Source organism: Kluyvera georgiana (assembly GCF_050990895.1).
Taxonomy (GTDB): domain Bacteria; phylum Pseudomonadota; class Gammaproteobacteria; order Enterobacterales; family Enterobacteriaceae; genus Kluyvera; species Kluyvera georgiana.
The window spans coordinates 17,246-35,612 of the sequence record NZ_CP158865.1 but is presented as its reverse complement, the minus strand read 5'-3'; the positions used below and the strand labels follow the sequence as shown (position 1 = coordinate 35,612).

Genomic DNA, 18,367 nt, shown 5'->3' with positions numbered 1-18,367 from the left:
TCAGGCTGACAATGGAAATATTTTCATCTGCGTAAAAATGCAGCAAAGATCACATTTCCGCGCGGAGGGAAATCCTCTGAACTGTCCCGATTCTCCCCTATTTCTGGCCCTGTTTTCCGCCAGAGGGTTGTGTTACGTTTTGGTGAATTCTCCCTACACCACGCATGATCATGACGCTTTCTGTTTTCTGCATTTTGCTGTTTGCCGCGCTGCTGCACGCGAGCTGGAACGCCATCGTCAAGGCGGGAAACGATAAACTCTATTCGGCGATCGGCGTCACCGGCTCCGCCGCATTGATAGCACTGGTACTCATTCCCTTTGCGCCTGCGCCATCGGCGGCCAGCGTACCGTTTATGATCGCTTCGACGGTTTTACAGGTGATCTACACCGTGCTGGTGGCGAAAACCTATCAAATTTCCGATATGAGCCAAACCTACCCACTGATGCGTGGCACCGCGCCGCTGCTGGTCGCCATCATCAGCGTGCTGTTTCTGGGCGATCGTCTTTCTATGCTGGCCTGGTGCGGCATTGCGGTGATTTGTACGGCAATATTAGGGATGGCGCTTAATGGCCGCGGCGGTTCGCAGCGAGGCGTGGTGTTAGCACTGCTGAACGCCTGGATTATTGCCGGATATACGCTGATTGACGGCACCGGCGTCCGTCTCTCCGACACGGCGCTGGGCTATACGCTATGGTCCTTTTTCCTTAACGGCGCCAGCCTGCTCTGCTGGGCGATGCTTGCCCGCCGTCGCGAGGCGTCGAGATATCTGGCGCAGAACTGGAAAAAGGGTATGCTCGGCGGAATGGGCACCATGGGTTCGTACGGGCTGGCGCTGTGGGCCATGACTCAGGCGCCGCTGGCGGTCGTCGCCGCGCTGCGCGAAACCTCAATTTTGTTTGGCGCGCTGATCGCCTGGCTGTTGCTGAAAGAACGGGTGGCGGGCATTCGCCTGGTCGCCGCCTGCGGCATTGCCGCCGGGGCGATAGTGCTGCGGCTATCCTGAAAAACTGGCAACTATTGTTGCCGATCGACGTGTATAAATCCTGCCTGCGTCACACATTTCATTTACATGACACATGATTAAATCGCCACCGCAGTGTGGTAGATTCCTCTCCGATTTGGCGCATAGCCTGGATGTTTATTCTTACAAACCTAAATTCCATAAAGTAATCAGCGAAATGAAAAGAGATAGAAACGTCAACATCCTGGTGATGCTGGTGTTGCTGGTGGCTGTCGGCCAAATGGCGCAGACCATTTATATTCCCGCTATCGCCCAGATGGCGAGCGACCTCAACGTGCGTGAAGGGGCTGTGCAGAGCGTGATGGCGGCGTACCTGCTGACTTACGGCGTTTCCCAGCTGTTTTACGGCCCATTGTCCGACCGCGTGGGACGTCGTCCTGTGATCCTCGCGGGAATGTCGATTTTTATGCTGGCGACGCTGGTTGCCATCACCACCCACAGCCTGACGGTACTGATTGCCGCCAGCGCCTTACAGGGAATGGGCACCGGCGTCGGCGGCGTGATGGCGCGGACGCTGCCGCGCGATCTGTATGAAGGCAGCCAGCTTCGCCACGCCAACAGCCTGTTAAACATGGGTATTCTGGTAAGCCCCCTGCTGGCACCGCTGATTGGCGGCGTGCTGGAAACACTGATTAACTGGCGGGCCTGCTACGGTTTCCTGCTGGTGCTGTGTGCGGGCGTCACCTTCAGTATGGCGCGCTGGATGCCGGAGACGCGTCCGAGTGGCGCGCCCAAAACCCGGCTTATCAGCAGCTATAAAACGCTGTTCGGCAACAGCGGCTTTAACTGCTACCTGCTCATGCTGATTGGCGGTCTGGCCGGAATTGCGGTGTTTGAAGCGAGCTCGGGCGTGCTGATGGGCGGCGTGTTGGGCCTCAGCAGCATGACGGTCAGCATCCTGTTTATTCTGCCGATTCCGGCGGCATTCTTTGGCGCCTGGTTTGCCGGGCGGCCAAAAAAACGCTTCCCGACGCTCATGTGGCAGTCGGTAGTGAGCTGCCTGTTAGCCGGGCTGATGATGTGGATCCCAGGCCTGTTTGGCGTGATGAATATCTGGACGCTGCTGGTCCCCGCGGCGCTGTTCTTCTTCGGCGCAGGTATGCTGTTCCCGCTGGCCACCAGCGGCGCGATGGAGCCGTTCCCGTTCCTCGCCGGTACCGCCGGGGCGCTGGTGGGCGGGCTGCAAAACATCGGCTCTGGCGTGCTGGCCTGGCTGTCGGCGATGATGCCGCAAACCGGGCAGAGCAGCATCGGCCTGCTGATGACGCTGATGGGGCTGCTGATTTTCCTCTGCTGGCTGCGGCTGGCGTCACGCTTTGCGCATCAGGGCCAGGCGGTGTAATCGCGTCTGACCGTTGCCTGATGGCGCTTCGCTTATCAGGCCTACATTGGGCATGAGTATGCCGGGTAAGGCGGAGCCGCCACCCGGCATAAAACGCCTATTTAACCTGCTCCTGAAGCCAGCCAATAAACGCCTCGATTTTCGGCCACTGCCTGCCGGGCAGCGTGGTGATGTAGTAATGCTGATGGCATTTCAGCGCCAGATCGCCAAACGGCGCGACCAGCTCTCCGCTGTCGAGGCGTTTTTGCACCAGCCTTTTGCGGCCCATCGCCACGCCGATGTGGTTCATTGCCGCAATCACCGCTAAATCAGAACGATCGAAGCCAATGCCCGACGATGTCGGCAAATTCACCGCAAAATGCTGCGCCCAGCTGTGCCATTCATCGGTCCCGGAGTCGTTGCTCCACGCCTGCCTGTCGTGCAGCAACGTACAGTGCGGCAAATTCACCAGCGAGCCTGTGAGGCCATAACGAGAGGCATAGTCCGGACTGCAGACCGGCAAAATCTCTTCATCCATCAGGAAATGATGCGTAAGCTGCGCGGACGGCGCATCGTCAAAATAGAGCGCCAGATCGACCCCGGCACGCTGTAAATTGACGTTGTCGTTCCCGGTCAGGATGGTCAGTGAAATGGACGGGTAGCGGCGGGTAAAGTCGCCGAGCGCCGGAACCAGCCAGCACTGAGCTATAGAGGGCCGCGAGTAGACGGTGAGCGTCCCCGAGAGCTCCTGATTCTTGATATCAAGAATCTCCTGGTTGAGCGTATCCAGCGACGATTTCAGGGCCCAGAAAACCCGTTTGCCTTCGTGGGTGAGTTCCACTTTGCGGTGCGAGCGGACAAACAGCTGAATGCCTAACTCCTCTTCCAGCTGATTAATTCGATGACTGACGGCGCTGGGGCTTAATGACAGCTCATCTGCCGCCAGCGCAAACGACTGATGCCGGGCCGCCACTTCAAAGGTATACAGCTTCGACAGCTGCCAGCCGTTCAGCAGCCGATTTCTGACCTCGCGCAGGGGATCCATACTCACCTCTTTCATCCTGATTCTCTTCGCCAGAGTGTAAAAAAAACCGCGCTGAAAATCAGCACATAGGTGACACAGAGTGAATCATGTCGCAAAATTACGGAGTAATTAGACGTAAATCACTCGCTTGATTCAATCTGGCTCATGTGAGTGGAGATTTATATCGTTTGTCAGACCCTGCCTTATTTTTGTCCAATAACCCCAGGTTAATCACAGGGCAAGGTGAGTTATGCACTCTCAAATCTGGGTTGTGAGCACGCTGCTGATAAGCATCGTGTTAATCGTTTTGACCATCGTGAAGTTCAAATTCCACCCGTTTCTGGCGCTGCTGCTGGCCAGCTTCTTCGTGGGTACGATGATGGGTATGGGGCCGCTGGATATGGTCAATGCCATTGAGAGCGGCATCGGCGGTACGCTGGGCTTCCTCGCCGCGGTTATCGGCCTGGGAACCATTCTGGGCAAAATGATGGAAGTGTCCGGCGCGGCAGAACGCATTGGGCTGACGCTACAGCGCTGCCGCTGGCTTTCCGCTGATGTCATCATGGTGCTGGTCGGGCTGATTTGCGGGATCACGCTGTTTGTTGAAGTCGGCGTGGTGCTGTTGATTCCGTTGGCTTTTTCGATTGCCAAAAAGACCAATACCTCACTGCTGAAGCTGGCAATCCCGCTCTGTACGGCGCTGATGGCGGTGCACTGCGTAGTGCCGCCGCATCCGGCCGCCCTGTTCGTGGCGAATAAGCTGGGCGCAGACATTGGCACGGTGATTGTCTACGGTTTACTGGTGGGCCTCATGGCTTCGCTTATCGGCGGGCCGCTGTACCTGAAATTCCTCGGCAACCGACTGCCGTTTAAACCGGTGCCGGCTGAATTTTCCGACCTGAAAGTTCGTGACGAAAGTACGCTGCCGTCGCTGAGCGCTACACTGTTTACCGTCCTGTTACCCATTGGCCTGATGCTGGTCAAAACCGTTGCTGAGCTGAACATGGCGAAAGGCAGCACGGTGTATACGCTGCTGGAGTTTATTGGTAACCCGATCACCGCGATGTTTATTGCCGTCTTCGTGGCCTACTACATTCTCGGCCTGCGTCAGCACATCGGCATGGGCGCGCTGCTGACCCACACTGAAAACGGGTTTGGTTCGATTGCCAACATTTTGCTGATTATCGGCGCAGGCGGCGCGTTCAACGCTATCCTCAAGAGCAGCGGGCTGGCGGACATCCTTGCGCAGCTCCTCTCGAACATGCATATGCACCCGATTCTGGTGGCGTTAATTCTGCATGCCGCGGTGGGTTCCGCCACGGTGGCGATGATGGGCGCGACGGCTATCGTAGCGCCGATGCTGCCGCTCTACCCTAACGTTAGCCCGGAGATCATCGCCATTGCCATCGGTTCCGGCGCTATTGGCTGCACGATCGTGACCGATTCCCTCTTCTGGCTGGTGAAGCAGTACTGCGGCGCCACCCTGAATGAGACGTTCAAATACTATACAACCGCGACATTTATCGCCTCGGTTATTGCACTGGCGTGCACATTCCTGCTTTCCTTTATTATCTAAGCGCAAAGAGACTGACTATGGAAAACATTCAAACACTTATCGCCCAGCATCCTTTAGTGGAAGACCTGGTCGCTCTCAAGGAGACGACCTGGTTTAACCCTGGCACCACCTCTCTTGCGGAAGGTTTACCCTATGTTGGCCTGACCGAGCACGATGTTCAGGATGCCCATGCCCGGCTGAAGCGCTTCGCGCCGTACCTGGCACAGGCCTTCCCGGAAACCGCAGCCACCGGCGGCATTATTGAGTCTGAGCTGGCTGCAATCCCATTGATGCAAAAACGCCTGGAAAAAGCATTCGGACAGCACATCTGCGGCGAATTGTTGCTGAAGAAAGACAGCCACCTGCCGATTTCCGGCTCAATTAAAGCGCGCGGCGGCATTTATGAGGTCCTGACCCACGCGGAAAAACTGGCGCTGGAAGCCGGTCTGCTGACGACAGAAGATGATTACAGCATTCTGCTTTCACCTGAATTTAAACAGTTTTTCAGCCAGTACAGCATCGCGGTAGGCTCTACCGGCAACCTCGGGATGTCTATCGGCATCATGAGCGCCCGCATCGGCTTTAAGGTGACGGTACATATGTCTGCCGACGCGCGCGCATGGAAAAAAGCCAAACTACGCAGCCACGGCGTAACGGTTGTGGAGTACGAAGAAGATTACGGCGTAGCGGTTGAGCAGGGCCGTAAAGCGGCACAGTCCGATCCGAACTGCTTCTTTATTGATGATGAAAACTCCCGCACGCTGTTTTTAGGTTACGCGGTGGCCGGTCAGCGTCTGAAGGCGCAGTTCGCGCAGCAGGGTCGTGTGGTGGATTCGGACCATCCGCTATTTGTGTACCTGCCGTGCGGCGTCGGCGGCGGTCCTGGCGGGGTGGCGTTTGGTCTGAAGCTGGCGTTTGGCGATAACGTGCACTGCTTCTTCGCCGAGCCGACCCATTCACCCTGCATGCTGTTGGGGATTTATACCGGGCTGCACGATACCATTTCCGTGCAGGACATTGGCATCGACAACCTGACGGCGGCGGATGGGCTGGCGGTGGGCCGCGCTTCGGGGTTTGTCGGCCGGGCGATGGAACGTTTGCTCGACGGTCTGTACACCCTGGACGATCAAACGATGTACGACATGCTGGGCTGGCTGGCGCAGGAAGAAGGGATTCGCCTTGAACCTTCGGCGCTGGCGGGGATGGCCGGTCCGCAACACGTTTGCGCCTCTGCTGACTATCAGCAGATGCACGGCTTCAGCGCCGACCAGCTCAATCACGCTACCCATCTGGTATGGGCAACCGGCGGCGGCATGGTACCGGAAGTCGAAATGGCGCAGTACCTGGCGAAAGGGCGCTAAGCCACGCTGACCCCTAGCAGCATCGCCGCCGTTGCGCGATGCTGCTTTATCACAATCGTGCCACTTATCCCGCCATTGTGGCATCTCAGGTCAAAGCGTATTGCCGCGCGTCACACTCCATTCTTCTGCGTCCCCGGCATTAAAACGGCGTCGATATACTCCGGTTTATCTCGTAACCCTACGATAAACCGGAGAACACAATGCAACAGGCTGATAAATCTGTCGGCCGGGGCGGCTTCACCCTGCTCATCTGGGTGCTGCTTTTGCTTCTCGGCTGCGTACTGTTTTTCTTTTCGCTCGACCGACAAATTGTTTCCATTCTCAAAACCACGCTGATGCAGGAGCTGGGGCTGGATAACAGCGATTATTCGGTGCTGATCAGCGCCTTTATGATCCCCTACACCTTCATGTATTTCTTCGTCGGCGGCATCGTTGACCGCTTCGGCAGCCGCTACGTGCTGTGCGCGCTGATGGTGTTAATGTCGCTCGCCACGCTGATTACCGGCCTTTCCCACTCCATGACCGGCCTCATTACAGGCCGCATTTTACTGGGGCTGGCGGAATCCGGGATTGTGCCCGCGCTGACGCTGGCGGTTTTCACCTGGTTTCGCGCCGAGCAGCGTGCGTTTGCCTTCCAGTTAACCAATATCATTCAGTCGCTGGGGCTAATTATCGCCCCGCCATTCGTGGCGTGGGTGACGCTGTCCACCGGCTGGCGCTGGGCGTTTTTTATTCCGGCGATGGCGGGCGTGGTGGTCGGCGTTCTGTGGTTTATCTCCAGCCGCAAAACGCCGCCGGCGGCGGAAGATGTGGTGCAGGATACTGCCGCTGGCGTACCGCTGGTTGAACGCTACAAAATGGTGCTCACCTCAAAGCCTATCTGGGCGCTGCTGATCGCGCGCCTGCTGACCGACCCGTTCTGGTTTTTCTACCAGTACTGGCAGGTGGGTTTTATGCAGGAGAAAATTGGCCTGACGCTGGCGGAAGTGGGCAAGTTGATGTGGCTGCCGCCGCTGGTGGCCGTGTTCGGCGTGCTGGCGGTGTGCTGGGCTTCAGACCGTCTCGTCGCGCGCGGTATGGACGCCACCCGCGCCCGTTTAACCATCATCTGGTCGGTAACCTGTCTTGCGCCGCTGGTGTTCCTGCTGCCGTCCATCAGCAATGCCTGGGCCGCCGTCGCCATCATGACGGTGATTAATTTCATGTGCACCGCCTGGCTCAGCATGGCGACCATCATGATGGGCGGTCTGGCCCCGCGCGTGGCGATTGCCACCGCCATCGGCGTGATGAGCGCATTGGGCGGCGTCACCTCGATTATCTTTAACGGCTTTGTCGGTTCTATCATCGACCACTTTGGCTACTCGATGCCGATTTACGCCGGTGCGACGCTGCATCCGATTGGCGCACTGGTGCTGGCCGCCTTTTTCTTACGTCGTAAAAAATCCTTTATTGCTCGTCCGGAGACCGTCTGATGACTGATATCGTTGTTGCGCCCGTGGCCCACGCCTGCGCAGATTTCACCGTACTCTATTGCCTGATGAACCACGAAAACCACCAGTTTGCCGCGTGGTATGACGCGGCCCACCGCATCACCGTCGGCCAACGTCGTCTGCCCGATGGCCCGTGGCAGACGTTTCAGCCGCAAGGTTTCTGGTTACCCGAGCGTGAACGTTACGCCCATATAACGGATTTCGATTCCCACAATTACCTGACGATGGCCGTCGATAGCGCCGGATACCTGCATCTTTCCGGCAATATGCACGTCGATCCGTTAATTTACTTCCGCAGCCGCCGGCCGCTGGACATCACTACGCTGGAGTGCGTTCCGGCGATGACCGGCGAGCGGGAAGCACGCGCCACCTACCCGGTATTCTTTAAGGACGTGCAGGGGCGGTTGATATTCCGCTACCGCGACGGCTGCAGCGGCAACGGCGACGATCTGTACAATATTTTCGACACCGAACGCCAGCAATGGTCACGCCTGTTAGAAACACCTCTGCTGAACGGTGAAGGGGCGCGCAACGGCTACGCCCGCCAGCCGCTGCTGGGGCCGGACGGCTACTGGCATATGGTGTGGATGTGGCGCGAAACGCCGCACTGCGAAACCAACAATAATCTCTCCTACGTGCGCAGCCGTGATCTGCAACGCTGGGAGAAATCAGACGGTACGCCGCTCGCGCTGCCGATTGCTCGCCACCAGGGTGAAATTGTCGATAACGCCGGGATCGGCGGCGGGTTAATCAACATGGTGCAGGAGGTGGGTTTCGATAACGATGCCCGCCCGGTGTTAATTTACCATCGTTATGATGATCGGGGGCTATCGCAAGCGTATCTGGCGCGCCCGGATGGCAAAGGCAACTGGCAAAAAGCGCAGATAAGTCAGTGGGATTTTCGCTGGGACTTCAACGGCGGCGGATCTATCCCGCCCGACGTGACTCTCAGCGCGCCGCGGGCGATTGGCGGCGGGAAAATGGCAGTGGAATGGACCTCGACGTGGGCCGGAAGCGGCGTGTGGATTATTGATGACCGGACGCTTACCGTTGTGGAAACTCGCCCTCTCACGCCGCCGCTGCCAGCCGATCAATGGCAACCCCGACAGAACGTTGCGCCACAGGCGGAAGTACAACTGGTGGCGGCGCAGAACAGCGATTACAGCCCACAAAACCGCTATTGGTTGCGCTGGGAAGCGCTGCCTATTTTCCGCGACGTGCCGCACGAGGCGAAAACCGGATCCACGCTGCTGGAGGTGATAGAAGTGCGGCACTAAAAAAGCGCGCCAGCCGGGACAGAGGCTGGCGCGCTGACTTTCCGCATCAGGCGTTCGCCAGCTGCTTCGCCTTCTCCTCTTCTTCCTGCTGAGCCTGCTGCGTTTCCAGCATTTTCTTCTCATACACCTTGAAGAACGGGTAGTAGATCGCCAGCGAGATAAAGAAGCAGATAAACACCAGACCGCAGGCAATCAGGTTCCAGTTGGTGGTGATCAACGCCCCCAGCGGGGCCGGAATAGTAAACGGCGGTTTGACCATCATGCGTGGGATCAGCCCGCTGATGGTAAAGAGATACACCACCACCGTATTAACCATCGGCGCCAGGATAAACGGCACCGCCAGAATCGGGTTCATGACGATCGGCGCGCCGAAAATCATCGGCTCATTGATGTTGAACAGGCCGGGAATAAACGACAGCTTCCCAAGTGATTTCAGATAGATAACTTTCGATCGTATAAACAATACCACCAGCGCCAACGTGGAGCCGGTACCGCCCATCTGCGCGTACCACTGGAAGAACTGCTCGGTGAAGATATTCGGCAGATCGTAAGCGCTGGTCCCGGCCTGGAACAGCTCCATATTCTGCACGATCGCCTGGTCCCACAGCGGGCGAATCAGCGGCCCCATCACCGCGTGTCCGTGAATCCCAAACACCCAGAACAGGTCGATAAAGAACTGCGTGACGATACCGCCGAACAGGTTAGTACCGGTCATAAAGCCCTTCAGCGGCATGATGATGTAGCTGATGATGGCGTTAATATCGATATTCAGGAAGTGTCGCGGTACCCAGAAAATCAGCACCACCGCCAGCGTCGGGAACAGCGCCGAGAAGGAGCTGGCAACCACCGGAGGGACGCCTGCCGGCATCTTGATTTCAATATTGCGGACTTTAATAAAGCGATAGATTTCAATGGCAATCAGTGAGGAAATGATCGCCCCAAATAGCCCCTGCGAGCTGAGCGAGGCCACGGGAATATAGCGTCCGGATATCGCCTCACCGGCCACGGTGACGCCCTCTTTAATATTCACCGGAACAATCATCAGCAGCGTGGCGAGCATCGCCAGCAGCCCGCTGGTCACGTCGTTGAGTTTATAGCTTTTCCCCAAAAACGAACCGATGGTAAACGCGGCGTACAGCGACATCAGGCCGACGGTAAAGCGGAAAGGGACATCAAGAATATCGCGCCATGGCGCAATAAAATCCATGTATCCTTTAATCGGAATATTGAGCAGAATAACGAAAAATGACCCGACAATCGTCAGCGGTAAAATAGAGATTAAGCCGTTTCGAATCGCCTGCATATGGCGCTGGTTGCCAATGGCATTGGCTACCGGCAACATTTTTTCGGCCAGCCGTTCAAAGAAAGACATGTTACTCCTCCTGGAAACCGTTATTGGCAATCACCGTGGAGAACCACTGCCCGGACTTTTTCAGCGACCGCTGCTGGGTCGCTAAATCAAGACGGTAGAATCCGTAGCGATTTTTATAGGCGTTTTGCCACGACCAGCAGTCAATAAACGTCCACATGTGGTAGCCCAGGCAATTGCTGCCGTCGGCCATCGCCTGATGGAGATATCCCAGATGTTCTTTCAGGAATGCAATGCGGTAATCGTCCTGGACCTGGCCGTTCACCATAAATTGCTCTTCGTCCTGAATGCCAATGCCATTTTCAGAAACGAACCACGGTAAATTGCCGTAGCGTTCTTTCACCACCATGGCGATGTCATAAAGCGCTGCAGGGTAAATCTCAATACCGCGCGAGGTATTCATCCTGCGTCCCGGCATGATGTATTCTTCGAAGAAACGTTCCGGAACAAAACCGTGCGGTTCTGCCAGCGGCGTTTCACGCGCTTTTACACGGCGTGGACGGTAGTAGTTAATGCCCAGCAGATCGATACGCGTATTGGCAATCAACGTACAATCTTCCGCCAAATATTCCGGCAGCTGGTCATGTTCGCGCAAAATAGCCACCAGCTCTTCCGGATAGCGCCCCAGTAAAATAGGCTCGTTGATGCTGCGGGTATAAAAGAGATCGGCCATCGCCGCGGCCTGCAAATCCTCCGGTGAGTCGCTGCGCGGATAGACCGGAATAACGTCCATAATAATGCCAATCTGCCCGGCCAGGCCCAGCTCGCGCCACGCCGCCACCGCTTTGCAGTGCGCCAGCACAATGTGGTGCAGCACCTGGGCCGCGCGGCGGAAATCGGTAACATAAGGATAATGGCGAGGGTGTAAATACCCGGCTTCCGCCGGAATTAACGGCTCATTGAAGGTGAACCAATAACGCACGCGGTCGCCGAACAGTTGATAGCAAATACGCGCATAGCGAGCAAAGGCGTCAATCACTTCACGATTTTCAAAGCCGCCCTTTTCCTGCAGCGCCATCGGCATATCGAAGTGATAGAGATTAATAAAAGGTTCAATGCCTTGCGCGTGTAATTCATCAATCACCGCGTTATAAAAGACGACCGCCTGCGGATTCACCTCACCGTCACCATCGGGAATCAGACGTGACCAGGAAATAGAGGTGCGAAATGAGTTCAGGCCAATGTCTTTGGCACGTTGAATGTCTTCCCGATAATGCTGATAAAACGTCGAGGTATCATCCGCCGTGACGCCCTGAAAAAAACGCTCATTAAAGTGGTGTGAAGCATAATCCCAGATATTATCGCCTTTGCCGTCGCCGGGAATACGGCCTTCAGACTGGGTCGCGCTGGTCGCCGTCCCCCACCAGAAATTATCAGGAAAACGATATTCCATAATCGCTGTCCTTATTGTGCTTTGGCTAATAAAGACAGCGCATGATCCAGAACTTTATCGCCCTGCATCGAGCCATATTGCATCATATCAATGGCGGCCACCGGCACCCCTTGCGGCTCGGCGACGGCAGATAAACGCTGAAGCTGGAATTTCACCTGCGGGCCTAACAAAATAACGTCGGCGTCCTCAATAATCTGCTCGAATTCAGAAACCGGGACGGCGGTAATGTCCACATCAATATCGCGGCTGGCGGCAGATTGTTTCATTCTTTCAACTAACATACTGGTCGACATGCCCGCAGCGCAGCATAAAAAGATCTTTTTCATCATTTTCCCCTGGCGTTATATGCGTGGTATTCCGCAAAAATGCGGCCAAATATATTCTGCGTAGTCGGCCAGGGGGCGGCAAGTGAAGGCAGGCACAAAACCGATTTATATCGCTGGTACTTTTGTTGTTTCAAATGAGAGAAAAGATAATTTACCTCTTATAAACATCAGGATAGGAATGTTACTTTTATTTCCCTTAGTGTTATTTTTATTCGTTTTTATGCGTTACCTCCCACTCTGGTCAGCTAGCGGCACTGATTCGGCGAAACACCAAACTGACGGCGAAAGGCACGAGAAAAGTAGCTCACGTCGCCGAATCCACAACGCGCAGCAATCTCGTTCACCGAGTCACTGGTAAAACGTAGCTGATAGCGTGATTGCAGCAGCCGCAGGCGGGCGAGATACTGCTGTGGTGAAACACCGGTATAGTCGCTGAAACCGCGCTGTAAGGTGCGCCGCGAGAGACTAAACGTCTGGCACAACGCGTCCAGATCGAGCGGCTGCTGCCATTGACCGTTCAGATGAATCAGCACCTGGCTGATGCGATCTGCGCTGGAGTGAAAATCTTGCGTTTTATAGCGCCAGAGGTTCAGCGTGTGCAACACTTCGAGAAAAATCATCTCCTTGTGACTTTCTGCCAATATTGGGTCGCTAAACTCCTCTGCCTTATGGCTCGCCAGACGCTCAAATACGCGCTGCATAATGCCGATGTCCAGCTGCCAGACGTTGCTTTCCCCCTCCTGCGGCAGCAGATAATCGATATGCTTGATAAAGTTGAAGCTGTCGCGCCCCAGATAAAGCAGGTTTACCTGCTGCAAATCCTTCATCTCTTCGAACAGGTGATAGTCCTGGCGATTGAGGTAACACAGCGTGCCGCTGCTCAGCAGGTAGGGTTTTTCATTGATGACATGAATCCCACTACCGCTGCCCACCAGAAACAGTTCGCAGTACTCATGGCTATGCTCGTGGCTGATGCTTTTCTCCGGATGCCAGAAATGAAAGACCACGCTCTCCTGCGGATGGCGAAAATGGGTATCACGGGGTAGCACAAGCGACATAGACACTCCTGGCGGATTTTCACTCAGAGTGATAGTGATACCAGAATGAACGGAAGGTACCTTGAGCTGTTTGCCACCCTGCAACGGCAGTTGGCAAACAGAGAAAGCTTATCGGCCCTGATTTAACATCGCCATTAATTCCATCGGCGAGCGTCGTTGTTTAAGCAAGTCGCGCATGGCCTTCATATGCGGTGCGCTATGGTTAAAGAAACGATGATAGCCCGCGCAAAGCACGCTTTTTCCGTCAGCAATACGATGTTTGGGACAGTCGCCATGGCAGAAACGCAGCGCTGAACACTGCCGACACGACGCCGTTAACTCGCGTTGCATTTGCTGGCCGCAGGTTGCGCTAAACTCACACATTTTCGATGGATAACCGCGCCAGATGCCAAGCGTAGATTCAAACAGTTGAACACAGATCCGGCCAATATCTTCACGTACCCAATAGTCGAATACGCTGGTCAAAAATATGCCCCACGCTTCGGCGGTGACTGATGTGGCACTAAGCTTGCCGTTCTCGTCGCACTCGACCACAGGGATAAACTGCAAGTACGGCGTTCCAAGGCTGCGTAAGTAGCGGTAGAAACGTTGTGGCTGCAGGCTGTTCAGGTAGTTTACCTGCGCCAACACATGCAACTCAACGCCATGTTTTGCCAATGTCTCAATGGCCTGCATCGCCTGATGATGCGCTGTTTTTTCGCCAGGAAGATCGAGAGGTACATCAAGTAACAAATCCACCCGCCAGCCGTTCTCATGAAAGAAGCAACACGTCTCATCGTCAGGCAGGTATCCATTAGTCTGAAATACATTATGGATTTTCCTGCCTTCAGCGTGCTGCTTTTGCAGCACCAGCACGCGCTGGAAATAGGCCAGCCCGTATTGCGTAGACTCGTCGCTCTGCCAGATGAACGTTATCTCTTGCCCAGCCTGTGCGGCGATATGTTGATGAATAAAACACGCCAGCGTGGAGTCATCCATCACCCGTTGGCCGTTGAGGTTACTGCGAGAGCAGGCCGCTGTGGCCATTACCTGACATCCTGTCATGTAAAATCCCTGATAAAAATAATAAGTTGGCGAATATGGGTAACAGCAAACAATATTGCGAGTGATAACACCGCGAGGGAGATCAAAAATTTGTCACGCACCACCCGCGGCTGCGCAAAATCGTTCTGTGTGACATCCATGATGTTGCGGTTACGGGTGTACTGCCAGAGGATAAGCGCGACGATTGCCAGCACGACGATTGAAATCCAGAACAGCATACCGGCCTGATGCCAGTTGTGCTTCAGGGCCAGCGCCATCAGCGCGCCATAGCCCAACAGCGTGCGAAACCAGGCCAGCGAGGTGCGTTCTGGCTGTAGCCCCGGGTCCGCCTGACGGCGGGCTTTACGGCTATCCGGCATACAGCACCAGCAACATGACGACTGCCGCCACGAAGACCAGCATCATGCTGATCACCAGCAAACTGCGGGTATAGGGCAAATCTTCCTTCAAGCGCATCGCCTTTTCATTGCGCAGCCAGCGCAAATAACCGTAAATCGCCAGGCCACCGGCAAACAGGCACAGCATCAAGGCCAGCGCCTCACGAATGGCCGGCGTTGCGAAGTCTGGCGCCAGCTGGTCAAGCCCAACGCCCGCAGCAAGAAACCCCAGCGAGGTGCGGATCCAGGCGAGAAAGGTGCGTTCGTTAGCCAGCGAAAAGCGGTAGTCGGGCGCTTCTCCGAGGCGGGAAATTTTCATGACGGTTCCTTGTGATCGCAATAGTCAGCGGCATAACCTTAACGCAATTGGTGCCACTGCGCCGCTGAGTTTTCCATTAATATGCTGATAATACGCCCATAATCAATACGCTTGCGTCTCAACATCCCCCTCCATCGCAACGAGCGGAATACTGCATCGTTTGGATGATGACGCTTTGATAAGGCGTTTTCGCTTTAATGTGGCTATCGCATTGAACCAGGAGAGAAAAAAGAAGCCAGCGCCGGGAAGACGCTGGCCAGGTAGGGTTAGTGCAGTTCCGGCCAATACCCTTTGTTGGCTTCAATTAAATCATCAAGGATGGCCTTCGCCACCGAGGCGCTCGGTACGGTTTTCGACAACGTTATCGCCTGCCACAACTTCTGGTATGAGCGCTGCTCCCAGGCATCCACCACCAGTTTTTCCACCATCACCTGCTGGCTCATCAACCCTTTCTGGAAGTGCGGAATATCGCCTACCGTCAATGGCTCTGGTCCGTTGTGGCCCACCAGGCAGGGGATTTCTACCATCGCATCGGCGTCAAAGTTATGAATCGCGCCGTTGTTAGGGACAATCAGCAGCATCCGTTCCTGGGTGTTGAAGGCAATGGCCGTTGCCAGATCGACGATGTAAGAAGCGTGCTCATCAATCTCTAAATCGCCCGCGGAGGAGCTGCCGGCAGCGATAATCGCGCGGCAGGCGCTGAACACGTTCTTCTCACGGTGATCCATCACCTCGTTGGCGCGGGTACGCTCCGGGTTTGAATGCGCGACCACGTAGTCCGGGAACAGATAGTATTTCAGGTAGGTATTCGGCATGGTGTCCGGATCCAGCGCCTGCACATCTTTTGCCTTCGCAAAGGTATCGTTCCAGCTGGCTTCAGTGTGTGGATCGTTTGATGGCGGAACATAGCCGTATTTAGCGACATGTTCACGTAATTTGGGCATCAAATCATTGCCTTCTAAATCCTCAATCGATGTCCACCAGCCAAAGTGATTCAGGCCATAGTAGCGAACGCGCATCTGTTTACGATCCTGAAGGCCGACAATCTGCGCCATTCGCCCTTCAATACCGATAGGCATATCGCAGATATTGAGGATTTTAGCGTTCGGACGCAGACGGTTCGTCGCTTCCGCCACAATCGCCGCCGGGTTGGAGTAGTTCAGCATCCAGGCGTTCGGCGAATATTTTTCCATATAATCGACCAGCTCCAGCACGCCGCCAATCGAGCGCATGCCGTAAGCAATCCCGCCCGGCCCACAGGTTTCCTGGCCCAGCACGCCGTGGCGCAGCGGAATTTTTTCGTCTTTTTCACGCATCGGGTATTTACCCACGCGAATATGCGCCATCACAAAATCGACATCGGTAAAGGCCGTTTCCGGGTCCGTGGTGTAGCTGAATTCGATATCCGGCGCCTGTTCCTTGAGGACAATTTTGCACGCTTCAGCGATCGTCTCCTGGCGCGCACCGTCGTTGTCGTAAAATTTCAGCGATCGCAGTGGAAACCGCTGCTGGTTTGCCAGCAACATTAAAACAATACCAGGGGTGAAGGTACTGCCGCCACCTGCGATTACAACTGAGAACTTCTTCATGATACTGCCTCCGTCATGGTAGGTTTTTCGATCGCTGATGCGTCTTTCATCAACATTTCAATCTGGTCACGAATTTGCGGGACATGCAGGCCAACAATGACCTGAATCGCGTTGCCATGGCGTACGACGCCATGCGCGCCCAGCGCTTTAAACACCTCGTCGCCTTGCGTATTTGCCATATCGGCGAGTGTGATACGAAGCCGTGTCGCGCAGTTGTTGAGGTTCACAATATTGGCGGGGCCGCCAAGCGCCCGCAGATATCCCTCAGCCTGATCAAACTGCGTCGTCCGGGCATGTGCGGTCTTATAATCGGCTTTGGTATAGAGCTTGACCTCACTGTCCTCACGGCCAGGCGTCTTCAGGTTGAAACGCAGGATCAGCTCGCGAAATACCACGAAGTAAATCACGGTGAAGCACAATCCAATCCCCACCTGTGTGAAAATCATTGATGCATGATTGTGGAACATTGGAATCCAGTTCTGCGGAAGCACGCTATCAATCAGGCCCCCCCCCATATTTCCCACCACGCCGCACATGTACATCACCGTCGCCATCGTGGCCGCCAGTACCGCATGAACGGCGAATAGCATGGGTGAGATGAACAGGAAGGTGAATTCGAGCGGTTCGGTCACGCCAACCAGTACGGCTGTTAATACCGCAGGGGTAAGTAGCCCGGCGATTTTTTTACGATTTTCTGGCGCGGCAGTGTAATAAAGCGCAAGGGCAATACCCGGCGTACCAAACATTTTCGAATTCCCAAACAAACCGAAACCACCCTCAGGGAATAATGTCTTTAACGGCGTGGTCGTCTGACTGAATTCCAGCAGATGATTTGCCCAATAAATCTGAATGCCGCTTTCTACTGCTGCAGGCCCAAATGTGAAGGGGCCATAAACAAAGTGATGCAGGCCCGTGGGGATCAAAATACGCTCAAGGAAGGTATAAACCCATACGCCCAACGATCCGGCGGTGCGTAAAAAAGTTTGCAGCGATTCAATACCCATCTGTACCTTTGGCCAACAGAGCAGCGTGAGCCAGGCACAGGGAATCATCGCCAGGAAGGCAACCATGACAACAAAAGAGGATCCCTGAAATATCCCGAGGAAAACCGGCATCTGTTTGTCGAAATAACGATTATGCAATGCAGTGACAATGCCAGAAATAACAATACCACCAATAATGCTGGTATCGAGTGTTTTAATCCCGGCAATCATTGTCAGGCCGCTGCCCGCAGTCGGATCGATGGAGAAATCGACGCCGAAGAAGTGGCCCCAGGTTATTCCCATGGCGTTAATAAAGTAGTTCCACGCCAGAAAACTCACCAGCACCGCCAGACAAGCGCGCCCCTGGGCCTGTTTTGCCAGGCCAATTGGCAGGCCGACGGCAAAAATCAGGGGCATATTACGAAAGACCGTCCAGCCGCCTTCTTCAATAACATAAACAATCTGGGCAAATAAATTATCAGGGGCAGTGAGCGCTTCGCCGACAAACATTGGGTTGCGTAGCATGATGGCGATACCCACCACGATCCCGGCAAAAGGAAACAGCAATACCGGGGTAAACATGGCGCCGCCAAAGCGTTGTATTTGACTGAGCATTGAGCAATCCTCATTTAACAACTCGTAGGGTAAGTGGCCTTGTTATGTTCATCTTCGGCCTGCTACGAGAATAAGAATTCCCCCCTCCTGACAACATTCAGCCGGGTTGTGATTCGTGATCGCTTTCATGGTTTTAATTGAAGCAATGTTGTCTACTTTTTTGATAATTAATAGACATCTTCAATCGCGCTATTTTTTATTTTGAGGTTGTTACAGCCTAATGGTCTGTAATGAATTATTTTTA

At 54.9% G+C, this 18,367-nt stretch carries 16 protein-coding genes; 6 read left to right on the top strand and 10 right to left on the bottom strand.

Annotated features, from left to right (window positions below; genetic code table 11):
* Positions 1–170: 170 nt before the first annotated feature.
* Both ABTW00_RS00160 and emrD read left to right on the top strand, forming a co-directional pair.
* Positions 171–1,004, top strand: a complete 834-nt coding sequence (locus tag ABTW00_RS00160) for a DMT family transporter (protein ID WP_064540769.1) — start codon at positions 171–173, stop codon at positions 1,002–1,004.
* Between the two features lie 175 nt (positions 1,005–1,179).
* Positions 1,180–2,364 (top strand): multidrug efflux MFS transporter EmrD, encoded by a 1,185-nt coding sequence (gene emrD / locus ABTW00_RS00155; protein WP_433637992.1) that lies wholly within the window; start codon positions 1,180–1,182, stop codon positions 2,362–2,364.
* A 97-nt stretch (positions 2,365–2,461) separates the two neighbouring features.
* Here emrD and dsdC read toward each other — a convergent pair whose 3' ends face one another.
* Entirely contained in the window at positions 2,462–3,388 is a 927-nt protein-coding gene (gene dsdC / locus ABTW00_RS00150; protein WP_065357390.1) for a DNA-binding transcriptional regulator DsdC, read from the bottom strand.
* Positions 3,389–3,617: 229 nt separating this feature from the next.
* Between dsdC and dsdX the strand changes: the two genes are divergently transcribed.
* The 4 genes from dsdX (at position 3,618) to ABTW00_RS00130 (ending at position 9,050) form a co-directional block, all read left to right on the top strand.
* Complete coding sequence (gene dsdX / locus ABTW00_RS00145; protein WP_433637990.1) at positions 3,618–4,943, top strand: D-serine transporter DsdX; 1,326 nt, start codon at positions 3,618–3,620, stop codon at positions 4,941–4,943.
* Between the two features lie 17 nt (positions 4,944–4,960).
* A complete protein-coding gene (dsdA, locus tag ABTW00_RS00140) occupies positions 4,961–6,283 on the top strand; it encodes a D-serine ammonia-lyase (RefSeq protein WP_271447501.1) in 1,323 nt (440 codons plus the stop codon).
* Between the two features lie 200 nt (positions 6,284–6,483).
* Positions 6,484–7,755 (top strand): MFS transporter, encoded by a 1,272-nt coding sequence (locus ABTW00_RS00135; protein ID WP_065357369.1) that lies wholly within the window; start codon positions 6,484–6,486, stop codon positions 7,753–7,755.
* On the top strand, positions 7,755–9,050 hold the full coding sequence (locus ABTW00_RS00130; RefSeq protein ID WP_433637987.1) for a BNR repeat-containing protein: 1,296 nt from the start codon (positions 7,755–7,757) through the stop codon (positions 9,048–9,050). Before ABTW00_RS00135 ends, ABTW00_RS00130 begins: the two co-directional genes overlap by 1 nt.
* Positions 9,051–9,096: 46 nt before the next feature.
* Here ABTW00_RS00130 and ABTW00_RS00125 read toward each other — a convergent pair whose 3' ends face one another.
* The 9 genes from ABTW00_RS00125 to ABTW00_RS00085 all read right to left on the bottom strand — a co-directional run bounded on the left by ABTW00_RS00125 (position 9,097) and on the right by ABTW00_RS00085 (position 18,123).
* Positions 9,097–10,422, bottom strand: coding sequence for a PTS sugar transporter subunit IIC (locus ABTW00_RS00125; RefSeq protein WP_065357367.1), 1,326 nt, complete (start codon positions 10,420–10,422; stop codon positions 9,097–9,099).
* Between the two features lies 1 nt (position 10,423).
* Positions 10,424–11,812 carry a glycoside hydrolase family 1 protein gene (locus ABTW00_RS00120; RefSeq protein WP_433637985.1) on the bottom strand — a complete coding sequence of 463 codons (1,389 nt, stop codon included), beginning with the start codon at positions 11,810–11,812 and terminating at the stop codon, positions 10,424–10,426.
* A gap of 11 nt (positions 11,813–11,823) precedes the next feature.
* Positions 11,824–12,138, bottom strand: a complete 315-nt coding sequence (locus tag ABTW00_RS00115) for a PTS sugar transporter subunit IIB (RefSeq protein ID WP_064540751.1) — start codon at positions 12,136–12,138, stop codon at positions 11,824–11,826.
* Between the two features lie 245 nt (positions 12,139–12,383).
* Positions 12,384–13,196: a helix-turn-helix domain-containing protein gene (locus ABTW00_RS00110; protein WP_065357365.1), complete on the bottom strand. Its 813-nt coding sequence runs from the start codon at positions 13,194–13,196 to the stop codon at positions 12,384–12,386.
* A 108-nt stretch (positions 13,197–13,304) separates the two neighbouring features.
* Positions 13,305–14,222 carry an anaerobic sulfatase maturase gene (locus tag ABTW00_RS00105; RefSeq protein WP_433637981.1) on the bottom strand — a complete coding sequence of 306 codons (918 nt, stop codon included), beginning with the start codon at positions 14,220–14,222 and terminating at the stop codon, positions 13,305–13,307.
* Between the two features lie 14 nt (positions 14,223–14,236).
* On the bottom strand, positions 14,237–14,599 hold the full coding sequence (locus ABTW00_RS00100; protein WP_065357363.1) for a DUF202 domain-containing protein: 363 nt from the start codon (positions 14,597–14,599) through the stop codon (positions 14,237–14,239).
* The gene (locus tag ABTW00_RS00095) at positions 14,589–14,936 is read right to left on the bottom strand and encodes a YidH family protein (RefSeq protein ID WP_065357362.1); all 348 of its coding nucleotides are present in this window, start codon (positions 14,934–14,936) and stop codon (positions 14,589–14,591) included. The genes ABTW00_RS00100 and ABTW00_RS00095 overlap by 11 nt, the downstream gene beginning before the upstream one ends.
* A gap of 266 nt (positions 14,937–15,202) precedes the next feature.
* A complete protein-coding gene (locus tag ABTW00_RS00090) occupies positions 15,203–16,525 on the bottom strand; it encodes a 6-phospho-alpha-glucosidase (RefSeq protein ID WP_433637977.1) in 1,323 nt (440 codons plus the stop codon).
* Positions 16,522–18,123 carry an alpha-glucoside-specific PTS transporter subunit IIBC gene (locus ABTW00_RS00085; RefSeq protein WP_433637974.1) on the bottom strand — a complete coding sequence of 534 codons (1,602 nt, stop codon included), beginning with the start codon at positions 18,121–18,123 and terminating at the stop codon, positions 16,522–16,524. Before ABTW00_RS00085 ends, ABTW00_RS00090 begins: the two co-directional genes overlap by 4 nt.
* Positions 18,124–18,367: the final 244 nt, after the last annotated feature.